General features: G+C 69.4%; 24 protein-coding genes and 2 tRNA genes. 9 read left to right on the top strand and 17 right to left on the bottom strand.

Going from position 1 to position 22,513, the window contains the following annotated elements; all coding sequences use genetic code 11:
* Positions 1 to 158: 158 nt before the first annotated feature.
* The 4 genes from ACWPQI_RS09460 to ACWPQI_RS09445 form a co-directional block, all read right to left on the bottom strand.
* Entirely contained in the window at positions 159 to 845 is a 687-nt protein-coding gene (locus tag ACWPQI_RS09460; protein ID WP_003938128.1) for an ATP-dependent Clp protease proteolytic subunit, read from the bottom strand.
* A 49-nt stretch (positions 846 to 894) separates the two neighbouring features.
* Entirely contained in the window at positions 895 to 1,482 is a 588-nt protein-coding gene (locus tag ACWPQI_RS09455; protein WP_017680497.1) for an ATP-dependent Clp protease proteolytic subunit, read from the bottom strand.
* 220 nt (positions 1,483 to 1,702) lie between these two features.
* On the bottom strand, positions 1,703 to 3,079 hold the full coding sequence (gene tig / locus ACWPQI_RS09450) for a trigger factor (protein ID WP_474738776.1): 1,377 nt from the start codon (positions 3,077 to 3,079) through the stop codon (positions 1,703 to 1,705).
* Between the two features lie 101 nt (positions 3,080 to 3,180).
* Positions 3,181 to 3,257: transfer RNA gene (locus tag ACWPQI_RS09445), tRNA-Pro, on the bottom strand.
* A 137-nt stretch (positions 3,258 to 3,394) separates the two neighbouring features.
* Between ACWPQI_RS09445 and ACWPQI_RS09440 the strand changes: the two genes are divergently transcribed.
* Positions 3,395 to 3,468 (top strand) — tRNA-Gly (locus ACWPQI_RS09440).
* An 8-nt stretch (positions 3,469 to 3,476) separates the two neighbouring features.
* Here the strand turns inward: ACWPQI_RS09440 and ACWPQI_RS09435 are convergent.
* The 5 genes from ACWPQI_RS09435 to ACWPQI_RS09415 all read right to left on the bottom strand — a co-directional run bounded on the left by ACWPQI_RS09435 (position 3,477) and on the right by ACWPQI_RS09415 (position 7,453).
* Positions 3,477 to 3,845, bottom strand: coding sequence for a carboxymuconolactone decarboxylase family protein (locus ACWPQI_RS09435; RefSeq protein WP_010592839.1), 369 nt, complete (start codon positions 3,843 to 3,845; stop codon positions 3,477 to 3,479).
* 59 nt (positions 3,846 to 3,904) lie between these two features.
* Positions 3,905 to 5,296 (bottom strand): wax ester/triacylglycerol synthase family O-acyltransferase, encoded by a 1,392-nt coding sequence (locus tag ACWPQI_RS09430; protein ID WP_228287164.1) that lies wholly within the window; start codon positions 5,294 to 5,296, stop codon positions 3,905 to 3,907.
* A 169-nt stretch (positions 5,297 to 5,465) separates the two neighbouring features.
* The gene (locus ACWPQI_RS09425) at positions 5,466 to 5,636 is read right to left on the bottom strand and encodes a hypothetical protein (protein WP_474738775.1); all 171 of its coding nucleotides are present in this window, start codon (positions 5,634 to 5,636) and stop codon (positions 5,466 to 5,468) included.
* Positions 5,637 to 5,666: 30 nt separating this feature from the next.
* Positions 5,667 to 6,041, bottom strand: a complete 375-nt coding sequence (trxA, locus tag ACWPQI_RS09420; protein WP_010592841.1) for a thioredoxin — start codon at positions 6,039 to 6,041, stop codon at positions 5,667 to 5,669.
* A gap of 32 nt (positions 6,042 to 6,073) precedes the next feature.
* The gene (locus ACWPQI_RS09415; protein ID WP_102030781.1) at positions 6,074 to 7,453 is read right to left on the bottom strand and encodes an MBL fold metallo-hydrolase; all 1,380 of its coding nucleotides are present in this window, start codon (positions 7,451 to 7,453) and stop codon (positions 6,074 to 6,076) included.
* 257 nt (positions 7,454 to 7,710) lie between these two features.
* Here ACWPQI_RS09415 and ACWPQI_RS09410 point away from each other — a divergent pair, with 257 nt between their 5' ends.
* The 4 genes from ACWPQI_RS09410 (at position 7,711) to ACWPQI_RS09395 (ending at position 11,574) form a co-directional block, all read left to right on the top strand.
* On the top strand, positions 7,711 to 8,310 hold the full coding sequence (locus ACWPQI_RS09410; protein ID WP_010596415.1) for a rhodanese-like domain-containing protein: 600 nt from the start codon (positions 7,711 to 7,713) through the stop codon (positions 8,308 to 8,310).
* A 2-nt stretch (positions 8,311 to 8,312) separates the two neighbouring features.
* Positions 8,313 to 9,191: a sulfite exporter TauE/SafE family protein gene (locus ACWPQI_RS09405; RefSeq protein ID WP_017682004.1), complete on the top strand. Its 879-nt coding sequence runs from the start codon at positions 8,313 to 8,315 to the stop codon at positions 9,189 to 9,191.
* A gap of 167 nt (positions 9,192 to 9,358) precedes the next feature.
* Entirely contained in the window at positions 9,359 to 10,732 is a 1,374-nt protein-coding gene (locus tag ACWPQI_RS09400; RefSeq protein WP_010596412.1) for a wax ester/triacylglycerol synthase domain-containing protein, read from the top strand.
* A 50-nt stretch (positions 10,733 to 10,782) separates the two neighbouring features.
* Positions 10,783 to 11,574, top strand: a complete 792-nt coding sequence (locus tag ACWPQI_RS09395; protein WP_010596411.1) for a hypothetical protein — start codon at positions 10,783 to 10,785, stop codon at positions 11,572 to 11,574.
* Here ACWPQI_RS09395 and ACWPQI_RS09390 read toward each other — a convergent pair.
* From ACWPQI_RS09390 to ACWPQI_RS09380, 3 genes are all read right to left on the bottom strand, one after another.
* The gene (locus ACWPQI_RS09390) at positions 11,571 to 12,368 is read right to left on the bottom strand and encodes an Fpg/Nei family DNA glycosylase (RefSeq protein ID WP_210062791.1); all 798 of its coding nucleotides are present in this window, start codon (positions 12,366 to 12,368) and stop codon (positions 11,571 to 11,573) included. The genes ACWPQI_RS09395 and ACWPQI_RS09390 overlap by 4 nt on opposite strands.
* A 20-nt stretch (positions 12,369 to 12,388) precedes the next feature.
* Positions 12,389 to 12,868 carry a ribose-5-phosphate isomerase gene (locus tag ACWPQI_RS09385; RefSeq protein WP_010596409.1) on the bottom strand — a complete coding sequence of 160 codons (480 nt, stop codon included), beginning with the start codon at positions 12,866 to 12,868 and terminating at the stop codon, positions 12,389 to 12,391.
* 84 nt (positions 12,869 to 12,952) lie between these two features.
* Positions 12,953 to 13,573, bottom strand: coding sequence for a mycothiol-dependent nitroreductase Rv2466c family protein (locus tag ACWPQI_RS09380; RefSeq protein ID WP_059174766.1), 621 nt, complete (start codon positions 13,571 to 13,573; stop codon positions 12,953 to 12,955).
* Between the two features lie 139 nt (positions 13,574 to 13,712).
* Between ACWPQI_RS09380 and ACWPQI_RS09375 the strand changes: the two genes are divergently transcribed.
* The gene (locus ACWPQI_RS09375; RefSeq protein WP_474738774.1) at positions 13,713 to 14,957 is read left to right on the top strand and encodes an NAD(P)/FAD-dependent oxidoreductase; all 1,245 of its coding nucleotides are present in this window, start codon (positions 13,713 to 13,715) and stop codon (positions 14,955 to 14,957) included.
* 62 nt (positions 14,958 to 15,019) lie between these two features.
* Positions 15,020 to 17,602 carry an aminopeptidase N gene (gene pepN / locus ACWPQI_RS09370; RefSeq protein ID WP_203011688.1) on the top strand — a complete coding sequence of 861 codons (2,583 nt, stop codon included), beginning with the start codon at positions 15,020 to 15,022 and terminating at the stop codon, positions 17,600 to 17,602.
* Positions 17,603 to 17,684: 82 nt separating this feature from the next.
* Here the strand turns inward: pepN and ACWPQI_RS09365 are convergent, their stop codons facing one another.
* From ACWPQI_RS09365 to ACWPQI_RS09355, 3 genes are all read right to left on the bottom strand, one after another.
* Positions 17,685 to 18,161 (bottom strand): DUF5130 family protein, encoded by a 477-nt coding sequence (locus tag ACWPQI_RS09365; RefSeq protein ID WP_026138056.1) that lies wholly within the window; start codon positions 18,159 to 18,161, stop codon positions 17,685 to 17,687.
* The gene (ctaJ, locus tag ACWPQI_RS09360; RefSeq protein WP_003937126.1) at positions 18,148 to 18,411 is read right to left on the bottom strand and encodes an aa3-type cytochrome oxidase subunit CtaJ; all 264 of its coding nucleotides are present in this window, start codon (positions 18,409 to 18,411) and stop codon (positions 18,148 to 18,150) included. The genes ACWPQI_RS09365 and ctaJ overlap by 14 nt, the downstream gene beginning before the upstream one ends.
* A gap of 64 nt (positions 18,412 to 18,475) precedes the next feature.
* Complete coding sequence (locus tag ACWPQI_RS09355; protein ID WP_010596404.1) at positions 18,476 to 19,099, bottom strand: HNH endonuclease; 624 nt, start codon at positions 19,097 to 19,099, stop codon at positions 18,476 to 18,478.
* A gap of 174 nt (positions 19,100 to 19,273) precedes the next feature.
* Here ACWPQI_RS09355 and ACWPQI_RS09350 point away from each other — a divergent pair, with 174 nt between their 5' ends.
* Together ACWPQI_RS09350 and ACWPQI_RS09345 are read left to right on the top strand one after the other, a co-directional pair.
* A complete protein-coding gene (locus ACWPQI_RS09350; RefSeq protein WP_124259071.1) occupies positions 19,274 to 19,666 on the top strand; it encodes a globin in 393 nt (130 codons plus the stop codon).
* Between the two features lie 64 nt (positions 19,667 to 19,730).
* Positions 19,731 to 21,320: a glycoside hydrolase family 13 protein gene (locus tag ACWPQI_RS09345; RefSeq protein WP_017681997.1), complete on the top strand. Its 1,590-nt coding sequence runs from the start codon at positions 19,731 to 19,733 to the stop codon at positions 21,318 to 21,320.
* Between the two features lie 47 nt (positions 21,321 to 21,367).
* Here the strand turns inward: ACWPQI_RS09345 and ACWPQI_RS09340 are convergent, their stop codons facing one another.
* Positions 21,368 to 22,072, bottom strand: a complete 705-nt coding sequence (locus ACWPQI_RS09340) for a DUF8010 domain-containing protein (RefSeq protein ID WP_010596400.1) — start codon at positions 22,070 to 22,072, stop codon at positions 21,368 to 21,370.
* The gene (locus tag ACWPQI_RS09335) at positions 22,065 to 22,499 is read right to left on the bottom strand and encodes an acyl-CoA thioesterase (RefSeq protein ID WP_010596399.1); all 435 of its coding nucleotides are present in this window, start codon (positions 22,497 to 22,499) and stop codon (positions 22,065 to 22,067) included. Before ACWPQI_RS09335 ends, ACWPQI_RS09340 begins: the two co-directional genes overlap by 8 nt.
* Positions 22,500 to 22,513 lie beyond the last annotated feature (14 nt).

The raw sequence follows: 22,513 nt of genomic DNA, 5'->3' as shown, positions 1-22,513 counted from the left end.
CGGGCCCTTGGAACGACCGTACCCGGAGACAGCGACGGCGGTCGACCGGTTCCGGGCGATTCGGGCCATTATTTGTGCGCCGCAGCGGCAACGCCGCTCGAGCACACCGGCCCGGTCCCGGAGGCGCGCGGGGCGCACTCCGGGCCGGGCCGAGGCGGTTACTTCTGAGCCGAGAGCTTGCGGTACTCGAGCACGTTGTCGATCAGACCGTAGTCGACGGCCTCCGCGGCGGTGAGGATCTTGTCGCGGTCGGTGTCCTTGCGAATCTGGTCGGGATCCTTGCCGGTGTGCTTGGCCAGCGTCGTCTCCATCAGGCGGCGCATGCGCTCGATCTCCGCTGCCTGGATCTCCAGGTCGGACACCTGGCCCTGGATGCCGCCGGTGGCGGGCTGGTGGATGAGCACGCGGGCGTTGGGCAGGGCGAGCCGCTTGCCGGGGGTGCCGGCAGCGAGCAGCACCGCCGCCGCCGATGCGGCCTGGCCGAGGCAGACGGTGGTGATGTCGGCACGCACGTACTGCATGGTGTCGTAGATCGCCATCAGTGACGTGAAGGAGCCGCCGGGCGAGTTGATGTACATCGTGATGTCGCGGTCCGGGTCCAGCGACTCGAGCACCAGCAGCTGAGCCATGACGTCGTTCGCGGAGGCGTCGTCCACCTGCACGCCGAGGAAGATGATGCGTTCCTCGAAGAGCTTGTTGTACGGGTTGGACTCCTTGACGCCGTAACTCGAATGCTCGATGAACGAAGGCAGGATGTAGCGGCTCGCCGGGGATGCGGGGGCGGTGCCCCCAGGTGCGGCAGCAGCTTGGCCGCCGAGCTGGCGCGGATCGAACAGGTTGGTCATCGCTTCTCCAGGAATTCGTGGGGCGTAGAGCGGATCGGGGGGCTCGGAACTAGTTGCCGGTGCCGCCGGCCTGCTGCGCCCGCGAGACGACGTGATCGACGAAGCCGTACTCGAGCGCTTCCTTGGCGGTGAACCAGCGGTCGCGGTCCGAGTCCTTCGTGATCTGCTCGACGGTCTGGCCGGTGTGCTCGGCGATCAGTTCCGCCATTTCCCGCTTGGTGTGCGCGAACTGTTCCGCCATGATCGCGATGTCACTCGCGGTACCGCCGATACCGGCGGACGGCTGGTGCATCATGATCCGCGCGTGCGGCAGGGCGTACCGCTTGCCCCGCGTGCCGGCCGAGAGCAGGAACTGCCCCATGGAGGCAGCCAGACCCATCGCGAAGGTCGCCACGTCGCACTCGACGAACTTCATGGTGTCGTAGATCGCCATGCCGGCTGTGACGGATCCACCCGGGGAGTTGATGTAGAGCGAGATGTCGCGAGTCGGATCCTCCGCGGACAGCAGCAGGATCTGCGCGCAGAGCTTGTTCGCGATGTCGTCGTCGACCTGGGTACCGAGGAAGATGATCCGCTCGCGCAGCAGCCGCTCGTAGACCGAGTCGCTGAGGTTGAGCCCAGCGGTGGCCGAGGTCATCGTGGGACCGATGGATGTCGCCGGATTCTGAGGAGTCACGGTACCTGCCTTCTCGTCAATCGTGGATTGCTGACACTGACAGTAACGAAGTGGGGCGGCACCGGATGCCCGGTGCCGCCCCACTTCGCTCAAAGCGGAAATTTCCACTCGGCGTACCCGGCGGAGGACCGTTGCCACGCCCCGCATGCAATCGCGCGGTGCGGCAACGGATCTCGACCGACTACTCGGATTCGCCCTCGCCGGCCGGAGCCTCGGCGTCCTCGGACTCGTCGTTGCTCTTCGTGCCGAACAGCTCGGAGGTGTCGACCGTGGCGCCACTGGTGTCGGTGACGGTCGCGCGGTCGACGACGCTGCCGAGGGCCTTGCCGCGACGGACGTCCGCGTAGACGGCGCCCAGCTGGTTCGCCTGGCCGATCTGCTGGATGAACTGCTCCGGCGGAATCCCGTAGCGCTGCGCCTGGAAGAAGATGCGCTCGGTGAGCTCTTCCTGCTCGACGGTGGTGCCTTCGGCCTCGGCAATCGCGTCGAGCAGCAGCTGCACCTTCACGGCGCGCTCGGCGGACTCACGGGTGTCCTTGTCGAACTCCTCGCGGCTCGAGCCCTGCTCTTCGAGGAGCTCGTCGAGCTTGGTCTCGTCGTGATCGAGCGCGTGGATGGCGTCGTGCAGGGCGCCGTCGATCTCGGCCTGGACGACGGCCTCGGGCAGCGGCACCTCGACCGTCTCGAGCAGCACGTCGAGAACCTTGTCGCGGATCTGACCGGCCTGCTCGACCTTCTTGACCCGGGAGACCCGCTCGCGCAGGTCCGCCTTGAGCTCGTCGAGGGTGTCGAACTCGCTCGCGAGCTGGGCGAACTCGTCGTCCTCGGCGGGCAGCTCGCGCTCCTTGACACTGTTCACCGTGACGGTGACGACGGCCTCGTCGCCGGCATGGTCACCGGCGACCAGCGTGGTGGTGAACTCCTTCGACTCGCCCGCGGACATGCCGACGAGCGCCTCGTCGAGGCCGTCGATGAGCTGACCCGAACCCACCTCGTGGGACAGACCGGTGGTGGAGGCCTCGGGGACCGCCTCGCCGCCGACGGTCGCGGACAGATCGATGGACACGAAGTCACCGTCCTGCACCGGACGCTCGACACCGGTGAGGGTGCCGAAACGCTGACGCAGCGACAGCAGCTGCTCCTCGACCGCCTCGTCGGTGATCTCCACGGGATCGACGGTGACCTCGATGGTGGAGAAGTCGGGCAGGGCGATCTCGGGCCGGACATCCACCTCGGCGGTGAAGACGAGCTCGACGTTGTCCTCGAGCTTGGTGACGTCGACCTCGGGCTGGCCGAGGACCTTGACCTCGTTGGCGGTCACTGCCTCGCTGTAGCGGGCCGGGATGGCGTCGTTGACGACCTGCTCGAGCACGGCGCCCCGCCCGACGCGGGCCTCGAGCAGCTTGCGCGGAGCCTTACCCGGCCGGAAGCCGGGCAGTCGGATCTGGCTGGCGAGTGCCTTGAACGCGCGGTCGAAATCAGGCTGGAGCTCCTCGAAGGGCACCTCAACGTTGATACGGACTCGCGTCGGGCTGAGCTGCTCGACGGTGCTCTTCACGGACATGCTCCTTCTGTCGTGCTCGTGTGTCGTTCTGTTCGTGCTCGTGTGTCGTTCGATCAAGCTGTCACCGGGTGCGCGGTCTTCCACCCGGTTCTTCCTGGTCGGGATGACAGGATTCGAACCTGCGACCCTCCGCTCCCAAAGCGGATGCGCTACCAAGCTGCGCCACATCCCGTCAACACCGGCACCCGGAACCTTCCGGGGACCCGCGGGAGAATCCTACGGCCCCCCGATTATGAAATCCAAAGCGAGGTTCGGTACAGTCTGTTCCTGCACGCGGCGGACCCGGAAACCCGGGTCGATCGCATGCATGGGGATGTAGCTCAATGGTAGAGCCCCAGTCTTCCAAACTGGCTACGCGGGTTCGATTCCCGTCATCCCCTCCACCGGACCGTCACCGGTCCCGCCGCTCCTCGGCGTCGGCGAATTCGCAGAACGCGGTGTACGCCCGCGAACCGTAGATCGTCGCGGGCCCTCCCTGCATGAGGAATGCGACGCCGATCGCCTCGGCCGCCTCCTGCCTGCTCGCTCCGGCACGGACGGCGCTGCGCGCATGGGAGGCGATGCAGCCGTCGCATTCGTCGACGACGCCGATCGCGAGGGCGATCAGTTCCTTGGTCCTGGTATCCAGGGCTCCGGGAGCGAAGGCGGCCTTGCTCAGTGCGTTGAAACCCTGATAGACCTCGGGGATCGCCGCACGCAGCGCCCGGTGCTGCGGATTCAGTACGTTGAGGATTTCCTGGTAGTGCCCGTGCTCGCTCATGAGCCGACGGTAGACATCCACCCCCGGCGCGGGCATCGAATCGGCGGATTCGGGGCGTGTCACACAGCGTGCGAGAGCCGCAGCAGCCCGTCGATCTCGTCGGTGAAGGCGCGGACGAGATTCTCGGGATCGGGCACCCGGTCCGCGTCCGCCTTGAAGCCGACCCGGACCCTGCCGCTGTAGCTGAAGATCGAGACACCCAGGGTCTGCTCGCCTGCGCCGGGCACCCAGGCGAGCACACCGCGGATCTTCGTTCCTCCCAGGTACCGGTCGCCCGTCGGGCCGGGGACGTTGGTGGTGACCCCGATCGCCTTGTCGGAGAAGAAGTCCACGAAGAACCTCTCCAGTTCCGGGCCGGTACGCCCGATCGCCTTGATCAGGCCGAAGGTGAGGGTCACCTCCGGTGAGTGCTTGATGACCTCCATGCGCCGGTGGGTCTCGACGATGCGTTCGAGCGGAGTCGCCAGCGCCGACGGGTATTTGAAGAGCACCAGTGCGAACTGGTTCCCGAGTTCCTTCGGGAGGGGCTGGTCGAGGGGGCGAACGTTGACGGGCACCATCGTGGGTACGTCCTGCGGCTCGCCGCCGTGCTCACGGATGTACGTCGCGAGTGCGCCGGCGACGGCTCCCATGAGCACGTCGTTGACGGTGGTGCCGGTCTCGTGACCGATGTGCTTGATGTCGTCGAGCGGAAAGGGCTCGCACCACACCGCGCGCTTGGCCGTTCCCGGTCGGCCACTGAGCGGCGTGTGCGGCTTGGGACCGAGCACGAGCTTGTCCGCGATCCCGCCGGTGCGTTCGACCTGGGTGAAGGCGTCGCCCAGGACATGCGGGTCGAGCAGTTTGGGCAGGTCCCACAGCATGTGGGCGACTCCGGACGCGGCACCGGCGGTGGTCGCTATCGCGGTGCCGGCCAGTTTGGCCGCGCCCTCGAGGAGACCGGCACGGTGCTCGGGCTCGGTAGCCCCGGGGGCGTCGAGGTCACTGTCCGGAGTCTCGCCGGTCATCGAGAGCATCACCTGGTTGAGCGCGATGCCGTCGGCGATGCAGTGGTGGAGCCGGGTGTAGACGACGGCTCCGTGCCGGTATCCGTCGACGAGGTGCATCTCCCACAGCGGGCGGTGACGATCGAACGGCACCGGCATCCGCTGCTCGATGTACCGCTGCAGCGTCGCGTCGTCACTGCGGGGCAGGGTCGTCCGGATCAGGTGGTTGTCGAGATCGAACGCCGGGTCGTCCTCCCAGTGCGGCGACCCGATGTGGGTGCGCGGTTGCACCGGGCGTTGCCGGAAAGCGGGGTAGGCGTCGACGAAGCGGCGTTGCACGAGGGACACCACGCGCGACCAGTCCACGGGCCCCTCGAAGAACATCAGCGAGTCGATGATCATGAGGTTCTCGGGCCGGTCCATGTTGAGCCAGATGGTGTCCACCGGCCCCATCGCTCTGTTCACCACGGATGTCCCTTCTCGAGTGGGCGTCTACGAGTTTTTCACCGGCACGCGGACCGCGGAAGGGTCATTGGCCCTCGGACCGCGACGCGAACACCCCGCCCAGCTCGCGCAGGGCGGGGTGTTGCCGCGGCGGAGAATGCGGTGGAGGCGCAGTCTCGTCGAGGTGCGGTCAGCGGCGAAAGAGTCCGCCGAGGGTGTGTGCCTGCGCATCGGGGGTGGTGTCCTGGCCGCAGGTGCAGCGCTCGGGTGCGGGCACGGAACGCATGACGGCATCGACATGCTGGCCGCAGCCGCCCCAGCCGGTCTTCCCACAGTTCGGGCAGGTGACGGGGTAACACATGGGGTCCTCCTAGGGGTGACAGGGTCGGCGTCAGGCGCCGGCGGCGGCCTTCTGGTCGGCGATCCGGGCGTGGACCTCGGTCATGTCCAGCGCCTCGATCTGCCCGATGAGGTCTTCGAGGGCGGCCGCGGGCAGGGCGCCGGGCTGGGAGAAGACCAGGACGCCCTCTCGGAACGCCATGATCGTCGGAATCGAGCGGATGTCGGCCATCGCGGCGAGCTGCTGCTCGGCCTCGGTGTCGACCTTGGCGTGCACGATGTCCGGGTGCGCCTGTGACGACTTCTCGAACACCGGGGCGAAGGCGCGGCACGGACCGCACCACGACGCCCAGAAGTCGACGAGGACGATGTCGTTGCCGAGGATTGTGGACTCGAAGTCCGCGAGGGTGAGATTCTTCGTTGCCATCGGATGGTTCCTTTCGTTCTCGTCGGCGCCGGTCAGGCGGGGACGTGGGCCTCGGCCCAGGCGTTGTACCCGCCGAGCAGGTCCGACACGTTCTCGAAGCCCTGCGCCCGCAGCAGCGACGCGGCCACACTCGACCGCCACCCGCCGGCACAGTGCACCACGATCGGCTTGCCGGTGGGCACCTGCTCGAGCCGCGCCCGCAGCTGCGCCAACGGAATCGGCACCGCCCCCGGAATCGTCCCGAACTCCCGCTCCCCCGGATTGCGGATGTCGACCAACGCCACCGCCTCCGCGGCGAGCATCTCGTCGAGCTCGGCGACCGTGGTGCGCGGCGCGCTCTGCACCAGCTCCGCCAGCTCCGCCGGGAACACCCCGTCGTGATCGACCGTCAGGTACCCCAGCGCGTTGTCCGACCCGATCCGGGCCAGCCGCACCGCCGCGTCCTGCTCCTCCCCCGGATAGGTGATCAACACGATCGGCTCCCCCACCTCGGCGACCATGCCGCCGGTCTCGGCGAACCGCCCGTCGAACCCGACGTTGACCGACCCGCGCAGATGCCCCGCCGCGAACTCGTCCACGCTGCGCGCATCGAGCACCCGGGTCCCGGCGGCCAGCTCCGCGCGCACCCGCTCCGGGCCCAGCGCCGGGATGGCCCGGCCCTGATCGAGCAGCGGATGCAGGCTCTTGTTCAACCCGGCATCGACCGAGAAGTACGACGGCGCCGCGGGCTGGCCCTCGGTGACCAGCGCGACGAACGCCTCCTCGCTCATCGGCTGCACCGACGGGTTGCTCACCCGCTGCTCCCCGATCGTCGAGGTCAGCTCCGCCGACAGGTTCTTCCCGCACGACGAGCCGGCGCCGTGCGCGGGCATCACGGTGACCTGATCGGGCAGGGTCAGCAGCTTCTCGTGCACCGTGTGGTACATCGCCCGGGCCAGGTCCTCGGTCGACGAATCCCCCAGGTTCACCAGATCCGGCCGGCCCACGTCCCCGATGAACAGCGAATCCCCGGTCAGCACCGCCGTCGGCGTCGCGCCCGGATGCTCGCGCACCAGCACCGAGATCGACTCCCAGGTGTGCCCCGGGGTGGACAGGATCTCGAGGTCCACCTCCCCGAGCGAGAGGTGCTCGCCGTCGCGCAGCCGGCGGATCGGGTAGTCCGCCTCGGCGGCCTCGCCGAACCCGATCCACGCCCCGGTCGCCTCGAGCAGCTCGAGGTGCCCGGAGACGAAGTCGGCGTGGAAATGGGTGTTGATCACACCCTCGATGCTCAGCCCGTGCCTGCGCGCGTCGTCGAGGTACTCGGTGACGTCCCGGCGCGGATCGACCACGATCGCCCGGCCGGTGCCCTCGTCACCGATCAGGTACGACGCGTGCGACAGGCACTCGATGTAGTACTGCTCGAGAATCATTCGGTTCTCCCTCTCCTCGGCCGCGAAGACCGGTCGCGTTCTGCGTTGACCCCATCCTGACATATACCCCCCTGGGTATGTCAAGTACCCCCTGGGGTATGCGGGTGGAGTGCGTCACGAAGGCGACCCACGGCCTGTGTCCGCCTTGCATATACCCCCTCCCGTATGCTTATCATTGTCGCCGACATACCCCCCGGGGTTTATTGCCCACGGCGATCGCCCCTCGCGCGTTCGCGCCACCGACCCGAAAGGCCCCCATGACCGAGCCGAGCCCCGCAACCCTCGATCCCGCCGCCCTGCGCGAGCTCCTCGACTCCGGCAAGAACGTCCGCGTCGTGGACGTCCGCACACCCGGCGAGTTCGAGTCCGTGCACATCCCCGGCGCCTACAACGTCCCCCTGGACCTGCTGCGCGAGCACCGGGACGAGTTCCTCGCCCACCTCGACGAGAACGTCGTCCTCGTGTGCCGGTCGGGCCAGCGCGCCACCCAGGCCGAAGAGACCCTCCGCACGGCCGGGCTGTTCAACGTGCACATCCTCGAGGGCGGCATGACGGGCTGGGAAGCCAACGGCTTCTCCGTCAATCGCGGCGTCGAGCGCTGGGACCTCGAACGGCAGGTCCGCCTCGTCGCCGGCTCCCTCGTGCTGACCTCCGTCCTGGGCAGCATCGCGGTCCCCAAGCTCAAGTGGCTCGCCGCCGGTGTCGGCGGCGGCCTCACCTTCGCCGCGCTGTCCAACACCTGCGCGATGGGGATGCTGCTCTCCAAGCTGCCCTACAACCGCGGCGCCTCGTGTGATCCGCAGACCATCGTCGCCCAGCTGGTCGATTCGAAGACCGCTCCGGCCGAAAGGAACTGATCATGATCGCGCTGACCGTTGCGCTGGCGGTCCTCGTCGGCGTCACCCTCGGACTGCTCGGCGGCGGTGGATCGATCCTCACCGTCCCGCTGTTGGCGTACGTCGCCGGTATGGACGCCAAGGAGGCCATCGCCACCTCGCTGCTCGTCGTCGGCGTCACCAGCGCGGTCGGCGCGATCTCCCACGCGCGGGCAGGCCGCGTCCAGTGGCGCACCGGCATCCTGTTCGGCCTGGCCGGCATGGTCGGCGCCTACGCCGGCGGCCTGCTCTCGCGCTTCGTTCCCGGCAGCATCCTGCTGCTCGCCTTCGCCGCGATGATGATCGCCACCGCCATCGCGATGCTCCGCGGCCGCAAGAACAAGACCGCGGCTTCGGACGGCACCCACTCGATGCCGGTCGGCAAGATCCTCCTCGACGGCGTGGTCGTCGGCCTGGTCACCGGCCTCGTCGGCGCCGGCGGCGGGTTCCTCGTCGTGCCGGCCCTCGCCCTGCTCGGCGGACTGCCCATGCCCGTCGCCGTCGGCACCTCGCTGATCGTGATCGCCATGAAGTCCTTCGCCGGACTCGGCGGCTACCTGTCCACCGTGCAGATCGACTGGCGCCTGGCGGCGATGGTCACCGCCGCCGCCGTCGTCGGCAGCCTCATCGGCGGACGCCTGACCTCCATGGTCGACCCGGACTCGCTGCGCAAGGGCTTCGGCTGGTTCGTCCTGATCATGTCCTCGGTCATCCTCGCCCAGGAGATTCATCCTCTGGTCGGCATCGCCGCAGCGGTACTCACCCTCGTCGCCGCCGGCACCACCTTCGCCTGCAGCCGCAGTACCCACTGCCCCCTGCAGCGACTCGGACGACGGACGGAAGCCGCCACCTCGGCCGCCTGACGGCCGCACAACCCGGACGAAAGTCACTATCGATACCACGGCCCGGCGCCTAGAGTTCGGAGTATCCGCTCCGGATTCCGCGCCGGGCCGTGGTGCCGTCCCCGGTCCGACGGTGCGGACGGAGCGAAACCCGATCGTCCCGGCGGCCCGTGTGAGAAGTTACCGAGATGAGCAACGCAGCCGACCGTCACATGCAGCAGACGGACTACCTCACCTGGAGCATGGAGCGCGACCCCGCGCTGCGCTCGACGATCGTGGCCGTCGTCCTGCTCGACGCCTCACCCGACTGGGACCGTCTGTGCGAGATGATGGACCGCGGCACCCGCGAGGTGCCCAGCTTCCGCCATCGCGTGGTCGAGGTGCCCTTCGGGCTCGCGCCGCCACGATGGGTCGCGGATGCGAACTTCGACCTGTCCTGGCACATGCGCCGGGTCTCGCTGCCCGGGCCGGCAAACTTCGACGACGTCCTGGAGTTCGCTCGGACCACGGCCATGGCCGCGTTCGACAAGGACCGGCCGCTGTGGGAGATGACGGTGGTCGACGGACTCGCCGGCGGTCAGGCCGCGCTGCTGATCAAGGTGCACCACGCGCTCACCGACGGAATCGGCGGTATGCAGATCACTGCGCGGCTGGTCGACTTCGACCGCGACGGCACGCCCCGCGAACCCGCCCCGGAACCGCCCGCCCCGGAGTCCCCGGACAGCCTGGACCTGGCCGCCGAGGCGATCGGCTGGGACTGGTCGCAGCTCCGCGGACTGGCGGGACGTGGGCTGGCCTCGATCTGGCCGACCACCCGGGCCGTCGTGACGAACCCGATCGGTTCCGCCCGTAGTGCCGCGGGGGTCGCGGTGTCCGTCGCCCGTTACCTGCGCCCGATCCTGCGACTGGAATCCCCGGTCATGACGCAACGCAGCCTCAGCCGCCGGCTCCACGTGATCGACGTGCCGCTCGACCGGCTGCGCGATGCCGCTCACCGCGGCGGCGCCACCCTCAACAGCGCCTTCCTCACCGCAGTCCTCGTCGGCCTCGCCGACTACCACCGCCGCCACGGGACCGACGTCGACGAGCTACGGGTCACGATGCCGCTGAGCATCCGCACCGAGCAGGACACCCTCGGCGGCAACCGGATCAACCTCGCGCGTTTCCCGCTGCCCGTGCGTTCCGACGATCCCCTCACGCTCATGCAGGAGGTGAACAAGATCGTCGAGGGCTGGCGGCACGAGCCTGCGGTGCCGATGGCGCAGGCCCTCGCCACCCCTCTCAATCTGCTCCCCCCGGCTGTCGTCGGCGAGATGCTCAAGCACGTCGACTTCCTCGCCTCGAACGTGCCGGGGTCGCCGGTGCCGCTCTACATGGCCGGCGCGAAGGTCGAACGGTACTACGCGTTCGGTCCCACCCTCGGCTCGGCGTTCAACGTCACCCTGATGTCGTATCTGCACACGTGCTGCGTCGGATTCACTCTCGACACGGGCGCGGTTCCCGACCTCGAGGTGTTCGACGACTGCATGCGCGGCGGATTCCACGCCGTCCTCGACGCCTGAGCCGCCGGTAGGCTGGACGTCGACCGTCCAGTCCGCCGGAAGGGACCGCCGTGGAACTCCTACTGATCGTCGCCGTCCTCGTCGCCGTCGTGTTCCTGGTGTCCGCGGCGCAACGGAACAAGTCGGGGCGCGGAGCCCACGAACTCGACGACGCGAAGGCCGATGCCCGCCAGGCCATCGAACGGCTCGGCGGGCAGATCTACAACCTCTCCGGCACGGACGCCGCATCCAAGCAGGCGCTCGCCGATGCGTCCGAGCGCTACACCGCCGCCGGATCACAGATCGAGCAGGCCCGGACGCCGGTGCAGGCGCGGCTGGCCAAGCAGACCGCTCTCGAGGGGCTGTACTACATCCGCGCCGCTCGTCTCGCGATGGGCATGGATCCCGGTCCCGAGATCCCCACGCTGGACGGCCAGCAGACGGCCGGCCGGGTGACCGAGAACCGAGAGATCGATTTCGAGGGACGCAAGGTGGCGGCCTCACCGGCCCCGTCGTCGCGCACCCCGAACTACTTCCCGGGCGGTCGCGTCGCGGGCCGGCCGGTACCGGCCGGCTGGTACTCCGAGCCCTGGTGGAAGCCCGCCCTCGTCGCGGGGGCGTGGGGCGTCGGATCGATGCTGCTGTTCTCGGCGATGTTCTCCGGCATGGCCGGGGTGCCCTACGACGCACAGGCGTTCGAGCAGGGCTTCGACTCCGGATACGACCAGGGCCTCGAGGCCGGCCAGGACGGCGGGGACTACGGCGACGCCGGTGGTGACTACGGCGGTGGTGACTACGGCGGCGGTGACTACGGTGGCGGCGACTTCGGGGCCGGCGGCGACTTCGGCGGTTTCGACTTCTAGCCCGTCTGGCAGACGGGGCACCAGAACAGGTTGCGGCCCTGCATGATCGAGTGCAGGACGGGTGTGGTGCACAACCGGCAGGGCTCACCGGCACGCCGGTAGACGTAGGTCCGGGGACGGCCCTTCGCGTAGGCCGGTGCCCCGCGGTCGTGTTCGCGTCGCACGACGTGGATCGCGCCGCGTCGCACTCCCGTCCGCATCAGCACGACGAGATCGTCCCAGATGCCGTCGAACTCGGCTCGGGTGAGATCACGTCCGGGGCGCTGCGGATGGATGCCGTGCCGGAACAGGACTTCGGCCCGGTAGATGTTGCCCACCCCCGAGATCACCGACTGATCCATGAGCAGCGACCCGATGGTACTGCGGGACTTGCAGATTCGCGCCCACGCCCGCTCGGGGTCGGAGTCCTTCCGCAACGGGTCGGGGCCGATCCGCGCGGCGATCGCCGCCACCTCGTCCGGGGTGAGGACCTCGCACGCGGTCGGACCGCGCAGGTCGGTGCCGTACTCGGCGCCGACCATGCGCATCCGTACCTGCCCGACCGGGTCCGGCATCGGAACCGGCGCCTCCGTGAACGAGCCGTACAGACCCAGGTGCACGTGCACCGTCAGGCCGTTGTCGTAGTGGTGCCACAGATGCTTGCCGAGAGCCTCGGCCCGGAGCAGCACCCGGCCGTCGACGAGCGCCGCATCGCCGGCGAAGCGCCCCTGCGGGCTCGACACCCGCAGGGGCGCACCCGAGAAACGCCGCTGGTGCAACCGGGCGAGCCGGTGCAGGGATGGTCCCTCCGGCACGGTCGATCAGGCTCCGTTCGTCAGGACGGCGCGCCGGGAACTTCCGGGGCCTGCCCGGTCTTCTCGTACTCGCTCAGGATGTCGATGCGCCGCTGGTGCCGTTCCTCCCCCGACCACGGGGTGGCGACGAACGCGTCGACGATGGCCAAGGCGTCCTCGAGGCTGTGCATGCGCCCACCGATGCCGATGAGCTGCGCGTTGTTGTGCTCGCGGGCCAGCTTGGCGGTCTCCACGCTCCACGCGAGGGCACAGCGGGCACCCGGCACCTTGTTCGCCGCGATCTGCTCGCCGTTGCCGCTGCCGCCGAGAACGATGCCGAGGCTGCCTTCGTCGGCGACGACGCGGCGCGCGGCCTCGATGCAGAACGCCGGGTAGTCGTCGAGGGCGTCGTACTCGTACGCGCCACAGTCGACGGCCTCGTGGCCGTTGGCGGTGAGGTGTTCGATGATCTGGTTCTTACGTTCGAAGCCGGCGTGGTCGGCACCCAGGTAAACGCGCATGGCGTCGAGAATAGGCGGCTGCGCCGCCGGTGTGTCCTTTGGGCGGCTGTAGCCGCCCAAAGGACACACCGGCGCCGAAGGCGCCTACTCGAAGCTCGGGTCCTCGGTGCGCGTGCGCTTGAGTTCGAAGAAGTGCGGGTACGACGCCATGGCCACCACCCCGTCCCACATCCGCCCTGCCTCCTCGCCGCGCGGGATCCGCGAGAGGACCGGACCGAAGAATGCCACGCCGTTGACGTGGATGGTCGGCGTGCCGACATCCGGACCGACCGCGTCCATGCCGGCGGCGTGGCTGGTGCGCAGCGCCTCGTCGTAGGCGTCGGTCTCGGCCGCTCGCGCGAGGTCCGGATCCAGGCCCAGGTCGGCGAGGGACTTGGCGATCACCGCCGGGAAGTCCTTGTTGCCCTCGTCGTGGATCTGCGTGCCCATCGCCGTGTACAGCGGTTCGAGGACCTCGTCGCCGTACTTCTGCGCCGCGGCGATCGCCACGCGCACCGGGCCCCATGCCCTGGTCATCAGTTCCCGGTAGTTCTCGGGCAGGTCGTCGTTGCCCTCGTTGAGCACGGCAAGGCTCATCACGTGGAACTTCGCCTCGATGTCGCGGACCTGCGCCACCTCCAGGATCCAGCGCGAGGTGATCCAGCACCAGGGGCACAACGGGTCGAACCAGAAGTCGGCGGTGTCCTTCGAGATCGGGTCGCTCACGGGGTCTCCTCGCTGCAGAAATTCGGACTACGGTCCGATTCAACGCCGGTCGTCGTCGGATTCTTCCCGAACCGCCGGTTCCCGCGCCTCCACCGACGTACCGTCGAAGGACCGGTGCCGCACGGAACGGGGATGCGCGATGTCCAACGAGAAGCTCTTCGTCATCGTCGGTGGTGGGCTCGCCGGAGCCAAGACGGCCGAGCAGCTGCGCGCCCGGGACTTCCCCGGCCGGATCCTTCTCCTGGGTGCGGAGGAGCACCTCCCCTACGAGCGGCCTCCGCTGTCGAAGGAGTATTTCGCCGGTACGAAACGGCTCGAAGACTTCACCGTGCAGCACGGTGACTGGTACCGCGACCACCGGGTCGAGGTCGAACTCGGCGTCACCGTCACCGCCCTCGACCCGGGAGCCCACACCGTCACCCTGCCCGACGGTTCCACCGTGCGCTACGACAAGCTCGCCCTCGCGACGGGTTCGCGCCCGCGACGGATCCTGCTGCCAGGCATCGACGCCGCGGGCGTGCATATGCTGCGCACCGTCGAGCAGTCCGACGCGCTGCTCGCGGCCGTCCGCCGCGACGAGGGTCCGGCGCCGCGCCTGGCGATCGTCGGCGCCGGCTGGATCGGTCTCGAGATCGCTGCCGGGGCGCGCGGACACGGCGCCGACGTGACCGTCGTCGAAGCCGCCGCCCAGCCGCTGTCCGGCGCACTCGGCGAGCAGATGGGCGCCGTGTTCGCGGACCTGCACCGGAGCCACGGTGTGGACCTGCGTCTGTCGACGACGGTGTCGGAGATCCTCACCGTCGAAGGCCGTGCCACCGGCCTGCGCCTCGGCGACGGCACCGAGATCCGGGCCGACGCGGTCCTCGTCGCCGTGGGGGCGCAGCCCAACGTCGAACTCGCCCGCGACGCGGGACTGACCGTGGCGAGCGACGGCGTGGCAGTCGATGCGTCTCTCGCGACGAGCGATCCCGACATCGTCGCGGTCGGCGACATCGCCGCCGCCGAGCATCCGCTGCTGCGGACCCGGATCCGGGTCGAACACTGGGCCAACGCGCTCAACCAGCCCGACGTGGCGGCCGCCACCATGCTGGGCCGGCCCGCCTCCTACGACCGCCTGCCCTACTTCTTCACCGACCAGTACGACCTGGGCATGGAGTACGTCGGGCACGCACCCGCCGAGGCGCGGGTGATCACCCGCGGCGACGTCGGCTCCCGGCAGTTCCTCGCGTTCTGGCTCGACGCGGCCGGCCGGGTCCGCGCCGGGATGAACGTCAACATCTGGGACGCGGGCGACGACATCCGCGCGCTGATCTCCTCCGGCGAATCCGTCGACCCGCACCGACTCTCCGATCCGCAGGTGCCCCTCGCGGAGGTCGCCGGGTGAACCGGTCCCTCACATGATGGGATGGCACCCGAGTCGCATCCCGTCTTGAGAAGGAGTCTTCCGTGGCACCACCGAATCTGACCCGCGAGCAGGCGGCCGAGCGGTCCGCGGTCCTGACCGTCGACAACTACCGCATCGAGCTGGATCTGACCGACGGCGCGGGCGCTGCGGGAACGACCACGTTCCGTTCGACCACCACCATCACATTCGACGCCACGGACGGTGCGTCGACCTTCGTCGACCTGATCGCGCAGTCCGTGCACTCGGCCACCCTCAACGGCAAGTCCGTCGACGTCTCCGGATACACCGAGGAGAACGGGATCGCGCTGAGCGGACTGGCCGCGCGCAACGAACTCACCGTCGAGGCGGACTGCCTCTACACGAACACCGGCGAGGGCCTGCACCGGTTCGTCGACCCCACCGACGACGCGGTCTACCTGTACTCGCAGTTCGAGACCGCCGACGCGAAGCGGATGTTCGCGTGCTTCGACCAGCCGGACCTGAAAGCCACGTTCGACATCGCGGTGACCGCGCCGGCGGACTGGTCGGTGATCTCCAACTCCGAGACCGTGCACAACGTCACCGCGGAGCCGGGCCGGCACGTCTTCCGTACCACCCCGCGGATGAGCACCTACCTCGTCGCGCTGATCGCCGGGCCGTACGCGCAGTGGACCGACGTCTACACCGACGAACACGGCACCATCCCCCTCGGCATCTACTGCCGCGCCTCGCTGGCGGAGTTCATGGACGCCGACCGGCTGTTCACCGAAACCAAGCAGGGCTTCGCGTTCTACCACGAGAACTTCGGCCTGCCCTACGCGTTCGGCAAGTACGACCAGCTGTTCGTCCCCGAGTTCAATGCCGGCGCGATGGAGAACGCCGGCGCGGTGACGTTCCTCGAGGACTACGTCTTCCGCTCCAAGGTCACCCGCTACTCGTACGAACGCCGCGCCGAGACCGTACTCCACGAGATGGCGCACATGTGGTTCGGCGACCTGGTGACCATGCGCTGGTGGGACGACCTGTGGCTCAACGAGTCGTTCGCGACCTTCGCGTCGGTGCTGTGCCAGTCGCGGGCCACCGAGTACACGAACGCGTGGACCACGTTCGCGAACGTCGAGAAGTCGTGGGCCTACCGCCAGGACCAGCTGCCCTCGACCCATCCGATCGCCGCGGACATCCCCGACCTCGCGGCGGTGGAGGTCAACTTCGACGGCATCACCTACGCCAAGGGCGCGTCCGTGCTCAAGCAGCTCGTCGCTTACGTCGGGGAGGAACCGTTCCTGGCGGGCCTGCGGGAGTACTTCCGCGAGCACGCCTTCGCCAATGCCACGTTCGACGACCTGCTCGCGGCGCTGGAGAAGTCGTCCGGCCGGGACCTGTCGGGATGGGGCGCGCAGTGGCTCAAGACCACCGGCCTGAACATCCTGCGTCCCGACTTCGACGTCGACGACGACGGGCGGTTCACCCGTTTCGCGGTGATCCAGGAGGGTGCCGATCCGGGCGCCGGGGAACATCGGGTGCACCGGCTCGCGATCGGGGTCTACGACGACGACGGCTCGGGCAAGCTGCTCCGCACGCACCGCGTCGAGATCGATCTCGACGCCACCGAGCGCACCGAGGTGCCGGAACTCGTCGGCGTGGACCGCGGCCGGCTCGTGCTCGTCAACGACGACGACCTCACCTACTGCTCGGTGCGTCTCGATCCCCGGTCGCTCGAGGTGCTGACGGACCGGATCGGCGACATCGCCGAGCCGTTGCCACGCACCTTGGCATGGTCCGCCGCATGGGAGATGACCCGGCAGGCCGAGATGAAGGCCCGCGACTTCGTGGCGCTGGTGCAGCGCGGTATCGCGACCGAGACGGAGGTCGGCGTGGTGCAGCGGTTGCTGATGCAGGCGCACACCGCGCTCGGCAGCTACGCCGACCCCGGCTGGGCGACCGAGCGGGGCTGGAACGACTACGCGAACCGGCTGCTGGAACTGGCCCGCGAGGCGCAGCCGGGCTCGGATCATCAGCTCGCGTTCGTCAACGCGTTGACCACGGCCCGGCTCGCGCCGTGGCACACCGAGGTGCTCGGCGAGCTGCTCGGTGCCGATCCGGCGAACGTCGGGCTGGCCGGACTGGTCGTCGACACGGATCTGCGGTGGCGGATCGTGCAGGCGCTGGCCGCGGCCGGCGAGATCGACGCCGAGGGGGTGGAGTCGCCGTTCATCGATGCCGAGGCCGAGCGAGATCCGACGGCTGCCGGCGCGCGGCAGGCCGCCACCGCGCGGGCGGCGCGGCCGCAGGAGGCCGTCAAGGAGCAGGTGTGGGAGACGGTGGTGGGCGACGATTCGATTCCGAACATCACCGCTCGCGCGATCATCGGCGGCTTCGCGCCGGCCGGACAGGGTGAGCTGCTCGAACGGTACGTCGCGCGGTACTTCGCCGACGTGCCGGGCGTGTGGGAGCGCCGCTCCAGCGAGGTCGCGCAGACCGTCGTCGTGGGGCTGTACCCGTCGTGGTCGATCAGCGAGTCGTCGGTGGCGGCGGCCGACGAGTTCCTCGCCGGTGATCACCCGCCGGCCCTGCGCCGGCTGATCAGCGAGGGTCGCGCGGGGATCGTCCGGTCGCTGAAGGCCCGGGCGTTCGACGCGTCCTAGCCGCCCTACGCGTGTGGCCGAATGTCACATCCGGTCGACGGAATCGACCCGATGTGACATTCGGCCACAGCAACGAGGGGCTCTACGGCGCGGTGATCGCGTTCGCCATCACGCGGATCGCACTGACGATGCCGTCGATCAGGTCGCCCTGGCCGAACGACGAGATCGCCGCGGTCACGCCGAGCTGCGCGATCCGGTTGTCGACGCGGTCGGCGACGCCGCGTCCGCTGCGGATCTCGATGGCGCGCTGGTTCGGGTACACGGCGATGAGCACCGAGTTCGACGATTCCGGCGTGGTCGGGAACACCGCGTCGGTCGTGATCGCGGGATCTGCGGCGTCCGCGACGTACACGTTGAAGCGCACCTTCGTCGCCCGGGTGGCCTCGGTGAGCGCATCGTCGAGAGCGATCATGTCGCGGTCGCTGAACGGCGGGCCCTCGAACAGGCCGTCGAGGACACGGGTCCGGGAGATACGGCCGCTCGACGTCAGGGCCGCACCGTACGGCAGCTCCGCGGGAGCGACCGCCGTCCGGCTGTGCATCACGTCACCACTTGCCACTTGCCCTACCTCCGATCGGGTCGACCGGCGCGCCGGCGACGAGTTCATGATGCCCACCGTGATGGCCGTGCGTGGTGACCTCGTCGACCGCGCTCCACAGCATCGGCTCGTGGTCCCACTTCTCCCCGAGCTTGTACTCGGCGGGCCGCGTGCCCGGAATCGGCTTCGTGAAGACGGAGAAGACCCCGAATATCACGATGATCGCCACCGGGATGGCAACGAATATGAGGGTTGTCTCGAGAATGCTCACACAGCAAACGGTAGCCCAGCATGTCCGATCCCGGCGCGCTTGCCCCGACTTGCGGCGACGTCGGTCAGGCCGCGCCCTCGCCGAGGTACGGCAACCAGGTCGGATGCAGCTCCGGCAGCGTCGCCAGCAGCCGCCAGTGCCTGCCCTTGGGGGGCACGAGCGCGGCGCGCAGCGTCCAGCCGAGTTCGCTGAGCAGCTTGTCGGCCTTGCGGTGATTGCACGACGCGCAGCACGCCACACAGTTCTCCCACGAGTGTTCCCCACCGCGGCTGCGTGGCACCACGTGGTCGATGGTCTCGGCCTTGGCGCCGCAGTAGGCGCACCGATTCCGGTCGCGGTGCATGAGCGCGGCACGCGTCATCGGCACCCGCGCGTGGTACGGCACGTGCACGAAGGTCCGCAGGCGGATCACCCACGGGATCTGCACGGCCCACTCCGCGGAGCGCACCAACGGGCCGAGCGGGTCGTCGTGCACGGTGTCGGCCTTGCCGCCGGCCATGAGCACGACCGCACGACGGGCGGGCAACGCGGTGAGCGGCTCGTAGGTGGCATTGAGCAGAAGTACGCGGCGTTTGACCCAATCCGGGACGGCGTCGTCGCGTACGACACACAGGGAGTTGGCCCCCGGCGCCCCGGTGGGGGCGTCGGCGGGCGGGAGTTGTCGATGTGCGCTGCGTCGGTGCTTCATACGACCTCCGGAAGACTGCTCACAAGTTGACCACGGATCTACGCACGTCGCACCCCGATTCTGCGGACTTTCCGGGTCGCGGAGGTGAACATCCGGTACCGGCGACATGCGGCTCGGGCGCGTCCCCACCGAACCGGCACAATGGACGAGCGAGAGGAACGGTGAGCAGAACCCATGAGTGACGAGCAGACCTTCTACGACGCGGTCGGCGGCGCCGAGACCTTCCACAAGCTCACGGCGCGGTTCTACGAGGAAGTGGCCAAGGACGAGATCGTCCGCCCGCTGTACCCCGAGGAGGACCTCGGGCCCGCGGAACGTCGCATGCGGATGTTCCTCGAGCAGTACTGGGGCGGACCGCGCACCTACTCGGACGAGCGCGGGCACCCGCGGCTGCGGATGCGCCACCACCCGTTCCGGATCGGTCCGCTCGAACGCGACGCCTGGTTGCGCTGCATGCACACCGCCATCGCCTCGATCGATTCGCAGACGCTCGACGAGGCGCACCGCAGCCAGTTGATCGCGTACATGGAGATGGCGGCGGACTCGATGATGAACTCGCCGATCTGACGACGGGCCGGGGCGGCGACATTCGAGTCGTGGCCCACCTGTCGGTTTGGCACTATGGGTGGCTGTGAGCACTCCCCCCGGCACCCCTGAACAACGCTGGTGGGCGGACGCCGTCTTCTACCAGGTGTACCCCCGCTCGTTCGCCGACTCCGACGGAGACGGCGTCGGCGACCTCGACGGGATCCGCGACAAGCTCGGATACCTGGAGCTGCTGGGAGTCGACGCGATCTGGCTGAACCCGGTGATGCGCTCCCCGATGGCCGACCACGGCTACGACGTGTCCGATCCGCGCGACGTCGACCCCCTGTTCGGCGACCTGGCCGCCCTCGACGCCCTGATCGAGGCCGCGCACGCGCGCCGGATCCGTGTCGTGATGGACCTGGTCCCCAACCACACGAGCTCCGAACATCCCTGGTTCCGGGAGGCCCTGGCCGCCGCGCCCGGCAGCCCCGCGCGGGCCCGCTACCACTTCCGGGACGGACGCGGGCCGAACGGCGACCTGCCGCCGAACAACTGGCCGAGTGTGTTCGGCGGCCCCGCATGGTCCCGCGTGACCGACCCCGACGGCGCGCCCGGCCAGTGGTACCTGCACCTGTTCGCGCCGGAGCAGCCGGACCTGAACTGGCGCAACGACGAGGTGTTCGAGGACCTGGAGAAGACCCTGCGCTTCTGGCTCGACCGCGGCGTCGACGGCTTCCGCATCGACGTCGCGCACGGCATGGCCAAACCCGGCGGGCTGCCCGACTTCGACCACTGGGAACAGAACCGGCTGCTGCGGCACTTCGACGACGATCCCCGCTTCAACAACGCCGAGGTCCACGACATCCACCGCCGGATCCGCACGGTGCTCGACGAGTACCCGGACGCGGTGGCCGTCGGCGAGATCTGGGTGCACGACCATGTGCTGTTCTCGGAGTACCTGCGCCCCGACGAACTGCACCTGGCATTCAACTTCCATCTGGCACTCGCGAGCTGGGACGCCGCCCGGATCCGGGAGGCGATCGACACGTCGCTCGCCGCGGTCGCACCCATCGGTGGGGTCGCGACGTGGACGCTGTCCAATCACGACATCGAGCGTGAGGTGACCCGCTACGGCGGCGGGCCGCTCGGGCGCGACCGCGCGCGGGCGATGATCCTCGTCGAGCTGGCACTGCCCGGCGCGGCCTTCCTCTACAACGGTGCCGAACTCGGTCTGCCCAACGTCGACGACCTGCCCGAGGAGGTGCTGCAGGACCCGGTGTGGGAGCGGTCGGGGCACACCGACCGCGGCCGGGACGGGTGCCGGGTGCCGATGCCGTGGGAGGGCGCCCGGCCGCCGTTCGGCTTCACCACCGCAGCACAGACGTGGCTGCCGCAACCGGACGAGTGGTCCGAGCTGACCGTCGAGGCGCAACTCGAGGATGTCTCGTCCACCCTGTCGCTGTACCGGGCGGCGCTCGAGGCGCGACGGCGACGGCCGGAGTTCGACGGCCCCGACGTGGAGTGGTACGGCAGCCCACCCGGATGCCTGGCCTTCCGCCGGCCCGGGGGGCTGATCTGCGCCCTCAACACCACCGAGCACCCGGTGGAGATGCCGCCGGGCACGGTGATCCTGTCCAGCGCTCCGCTCGTGGACGGACAGCTGCGCGGCAACTGCGCGGCGTGGCTGATCTGACGGCACACTGCACGCCGACCGGGCCACTCACCCTGGTGCCGGCGGCGTCAGCGCACGCTGAGGCCGAGACCGCCCCCGCGACGGAGGTAGACCGATCCGTAGCGGGCGTCGAGCCGCAGCCACGTCGCCGTCGCCCGCACGCGCACCACCTCGGCCGGATCGATCCGGTCCAGGTCGATCTCCGCCGTCGCGCGGGCGCCGCCGGTGGGCACGAACCCCATCGCGTTGAGCGCGAACACCAGCCGCATCGGCACCCCGGCCCGCTCTCCCCCGCCGGCGACCTCGAGCACCTCCTGCGCGAGCAGCGACGACGGCGGTCCCTGTCCCTGCTCGCGGCTGAGCGCGACGCCGCGCTGCGCGAGGTCGACGAGAATGCGGGCGGGAACGTCGTCGAGGTGGACGTACCCGGTTTCCGGGGGCAGCGCGCCGCGCCACACCGAGTCCATCGCCCACCCGGGATCCACCCCGTCGTCGCCGGCGGCGACGAGGATCGCGCGCAGCCCGTCCGCGGCGACGGTCGTGTCCGGCGGGGCGACCGTGCCGCGCAGCACCCGGACGGCGAGGGCATCGAATCCGGTGTTCACCCAGGCCGAGAGGAGGCCGTCGCGCCGTTGCCGCAGCCGCACCACGGCGGCCTCGTCGAGACGGACCGCACGGGTGAGGAACGCGACGAGGTCGGCGCGGTCGACGGGGTCCGGGATCTGCAACCACCGTTCGGGTGCCGTCCCGGCCGCTCCGACGGCGTCAGTCACGACGCCACCGTTGCAGGTACTCGCGTTCGGGATCGGTGAGCCGGCGCAGCCGCTGGGTTCCGATGTCGAACGCCGCGATCTGGGTCGAGGCGACGACGGAGGCCGTGGCGTCGGCCGGCGCACCACCGGGCCGGACCTCGTAGCCGATGGTGAAGTCGACCGCCCGCACCCGCTCGATCCACATCAGCACGTCCAGGGGGCTGTCCTCGTGCCGCAACTGGCCGCGGTACCGCACGTGCAGGTCGGCGATCACGGCGCCTTCCCGCAGGTTCACGGTGGGCCGGCCGTCGGCGAACAACCACGGGATGCGGGCCTCCTCGAGGAGGGTGACCATGCGCGCGTGGTTGATGTGCTGGAACGCGTCCATGTCGGACCAGCGGACCTCCACCGCGGTGTGGAAGCCGAACTGTTCGGTCGCGTCGCTCACTGCGCGGTCCCCAC

The organism is Rhodococcus sp. LMD, from assembly GCF_056108245.1.
Note: the sequence above shows the minus strand (reverse complement) of the source record. Positions and strands in the feature narration are given on the sequence as shown.

Bases quoted from the DNA above. Each gene is read 5' to 3' on its own strand.
- ACWPQI_RS09460 (WP_003938128.1), bottom strand. From the start codon at position 845: ATGACCAACCTGTTCGATCCGCGCCAGCTCGGCGGCCAAGCTGCTGCC.
- ACWPQI_RS09455 (WP_017680497.1), bottom strand. From the start codon at position 1,482: ATGACCTCGGCCACCGCTGGGCTCAACCTCAGCGACTCGGTCTACGAG.
- ACWPQI_RS09435 (WP_010592839.1), bottom strand. From the start codon at position 3,845: ATGAGCGAGCACGGGCACTACCAGGAAATCCTCAACGTACTGAATCCG.
- ACWPQI_RS09425 (WP_474738775.1), bottom strand. From the start codon at position 5,636: ATGTGTTACCCCGTCACCTGCCCGAACTGTGGGAAGACCGGCTGGGGC.
- trxA (WP_010592841.1), bottom strand. From the start codon at position 6,041: ATGGCAACGAAGAATCTCACCCTCGCGGACTTCGAGTCCACAATCCTC.
- ACWPQI_RS09415 (WP_102030781.1), bottom strand. From the start codon at position 7,453: ATGATTCTCGAGCAGTACTACATCGAGTGCCTGTCGCACGCGTCGTAC.
- ACWPQI_RS09410 (WP_010596415.1), top strand. From the start codon at position 7,711: ATGACCGAGCCGAGCCCCGCAACCCTCGATCCCGCCGCCCTGCGCGAG.
- ACWPQI_RS09405 (WP_017682004.1), top strand. From the start codon at position 8,313: ATGATCGCGCTGACCGTTGCGCTGGCGGTCCTCGTCGGCGTCACCCTC.
- ACWPQI_RS09400 (WP_010596412.1), top strand. From the start codon at position 9,359: ATGAGCAACGCAGCCGACCGTCACATGCAGCAGACGGACTACCTCACC.
- ACWPQI_RS09385 (WP_010596409.1), bottom strand. From the start codon at position 12,868: ATGCGCGTTTACCTGGGTGCCGACCACGCCGGCTTCGAACGTAAGAAC.
- ACWPQI_RS09375 (WP_474738774.1), top strand. From the start codon at position 13,713: ATGTCCAACGAGAAGCTCTTCGTCATCGTCGGTGGTGGGCTCGCCGGA.
- ACWPQI_RS09355 (WP_010596404.1), bottom strand. From the start codon at position 19,099: ATGAAGCACCGACGCAGCGCACATCGACAACTCCCGCCCGCCGACGCC.
- ACWPQI_RS09350 (WP_124259071.1), top strand. From the start codon at position 19,274: ATGAGTGACGAGCAGACCTTCTACGACGCGGTCGGCGGCGCCGAGACC.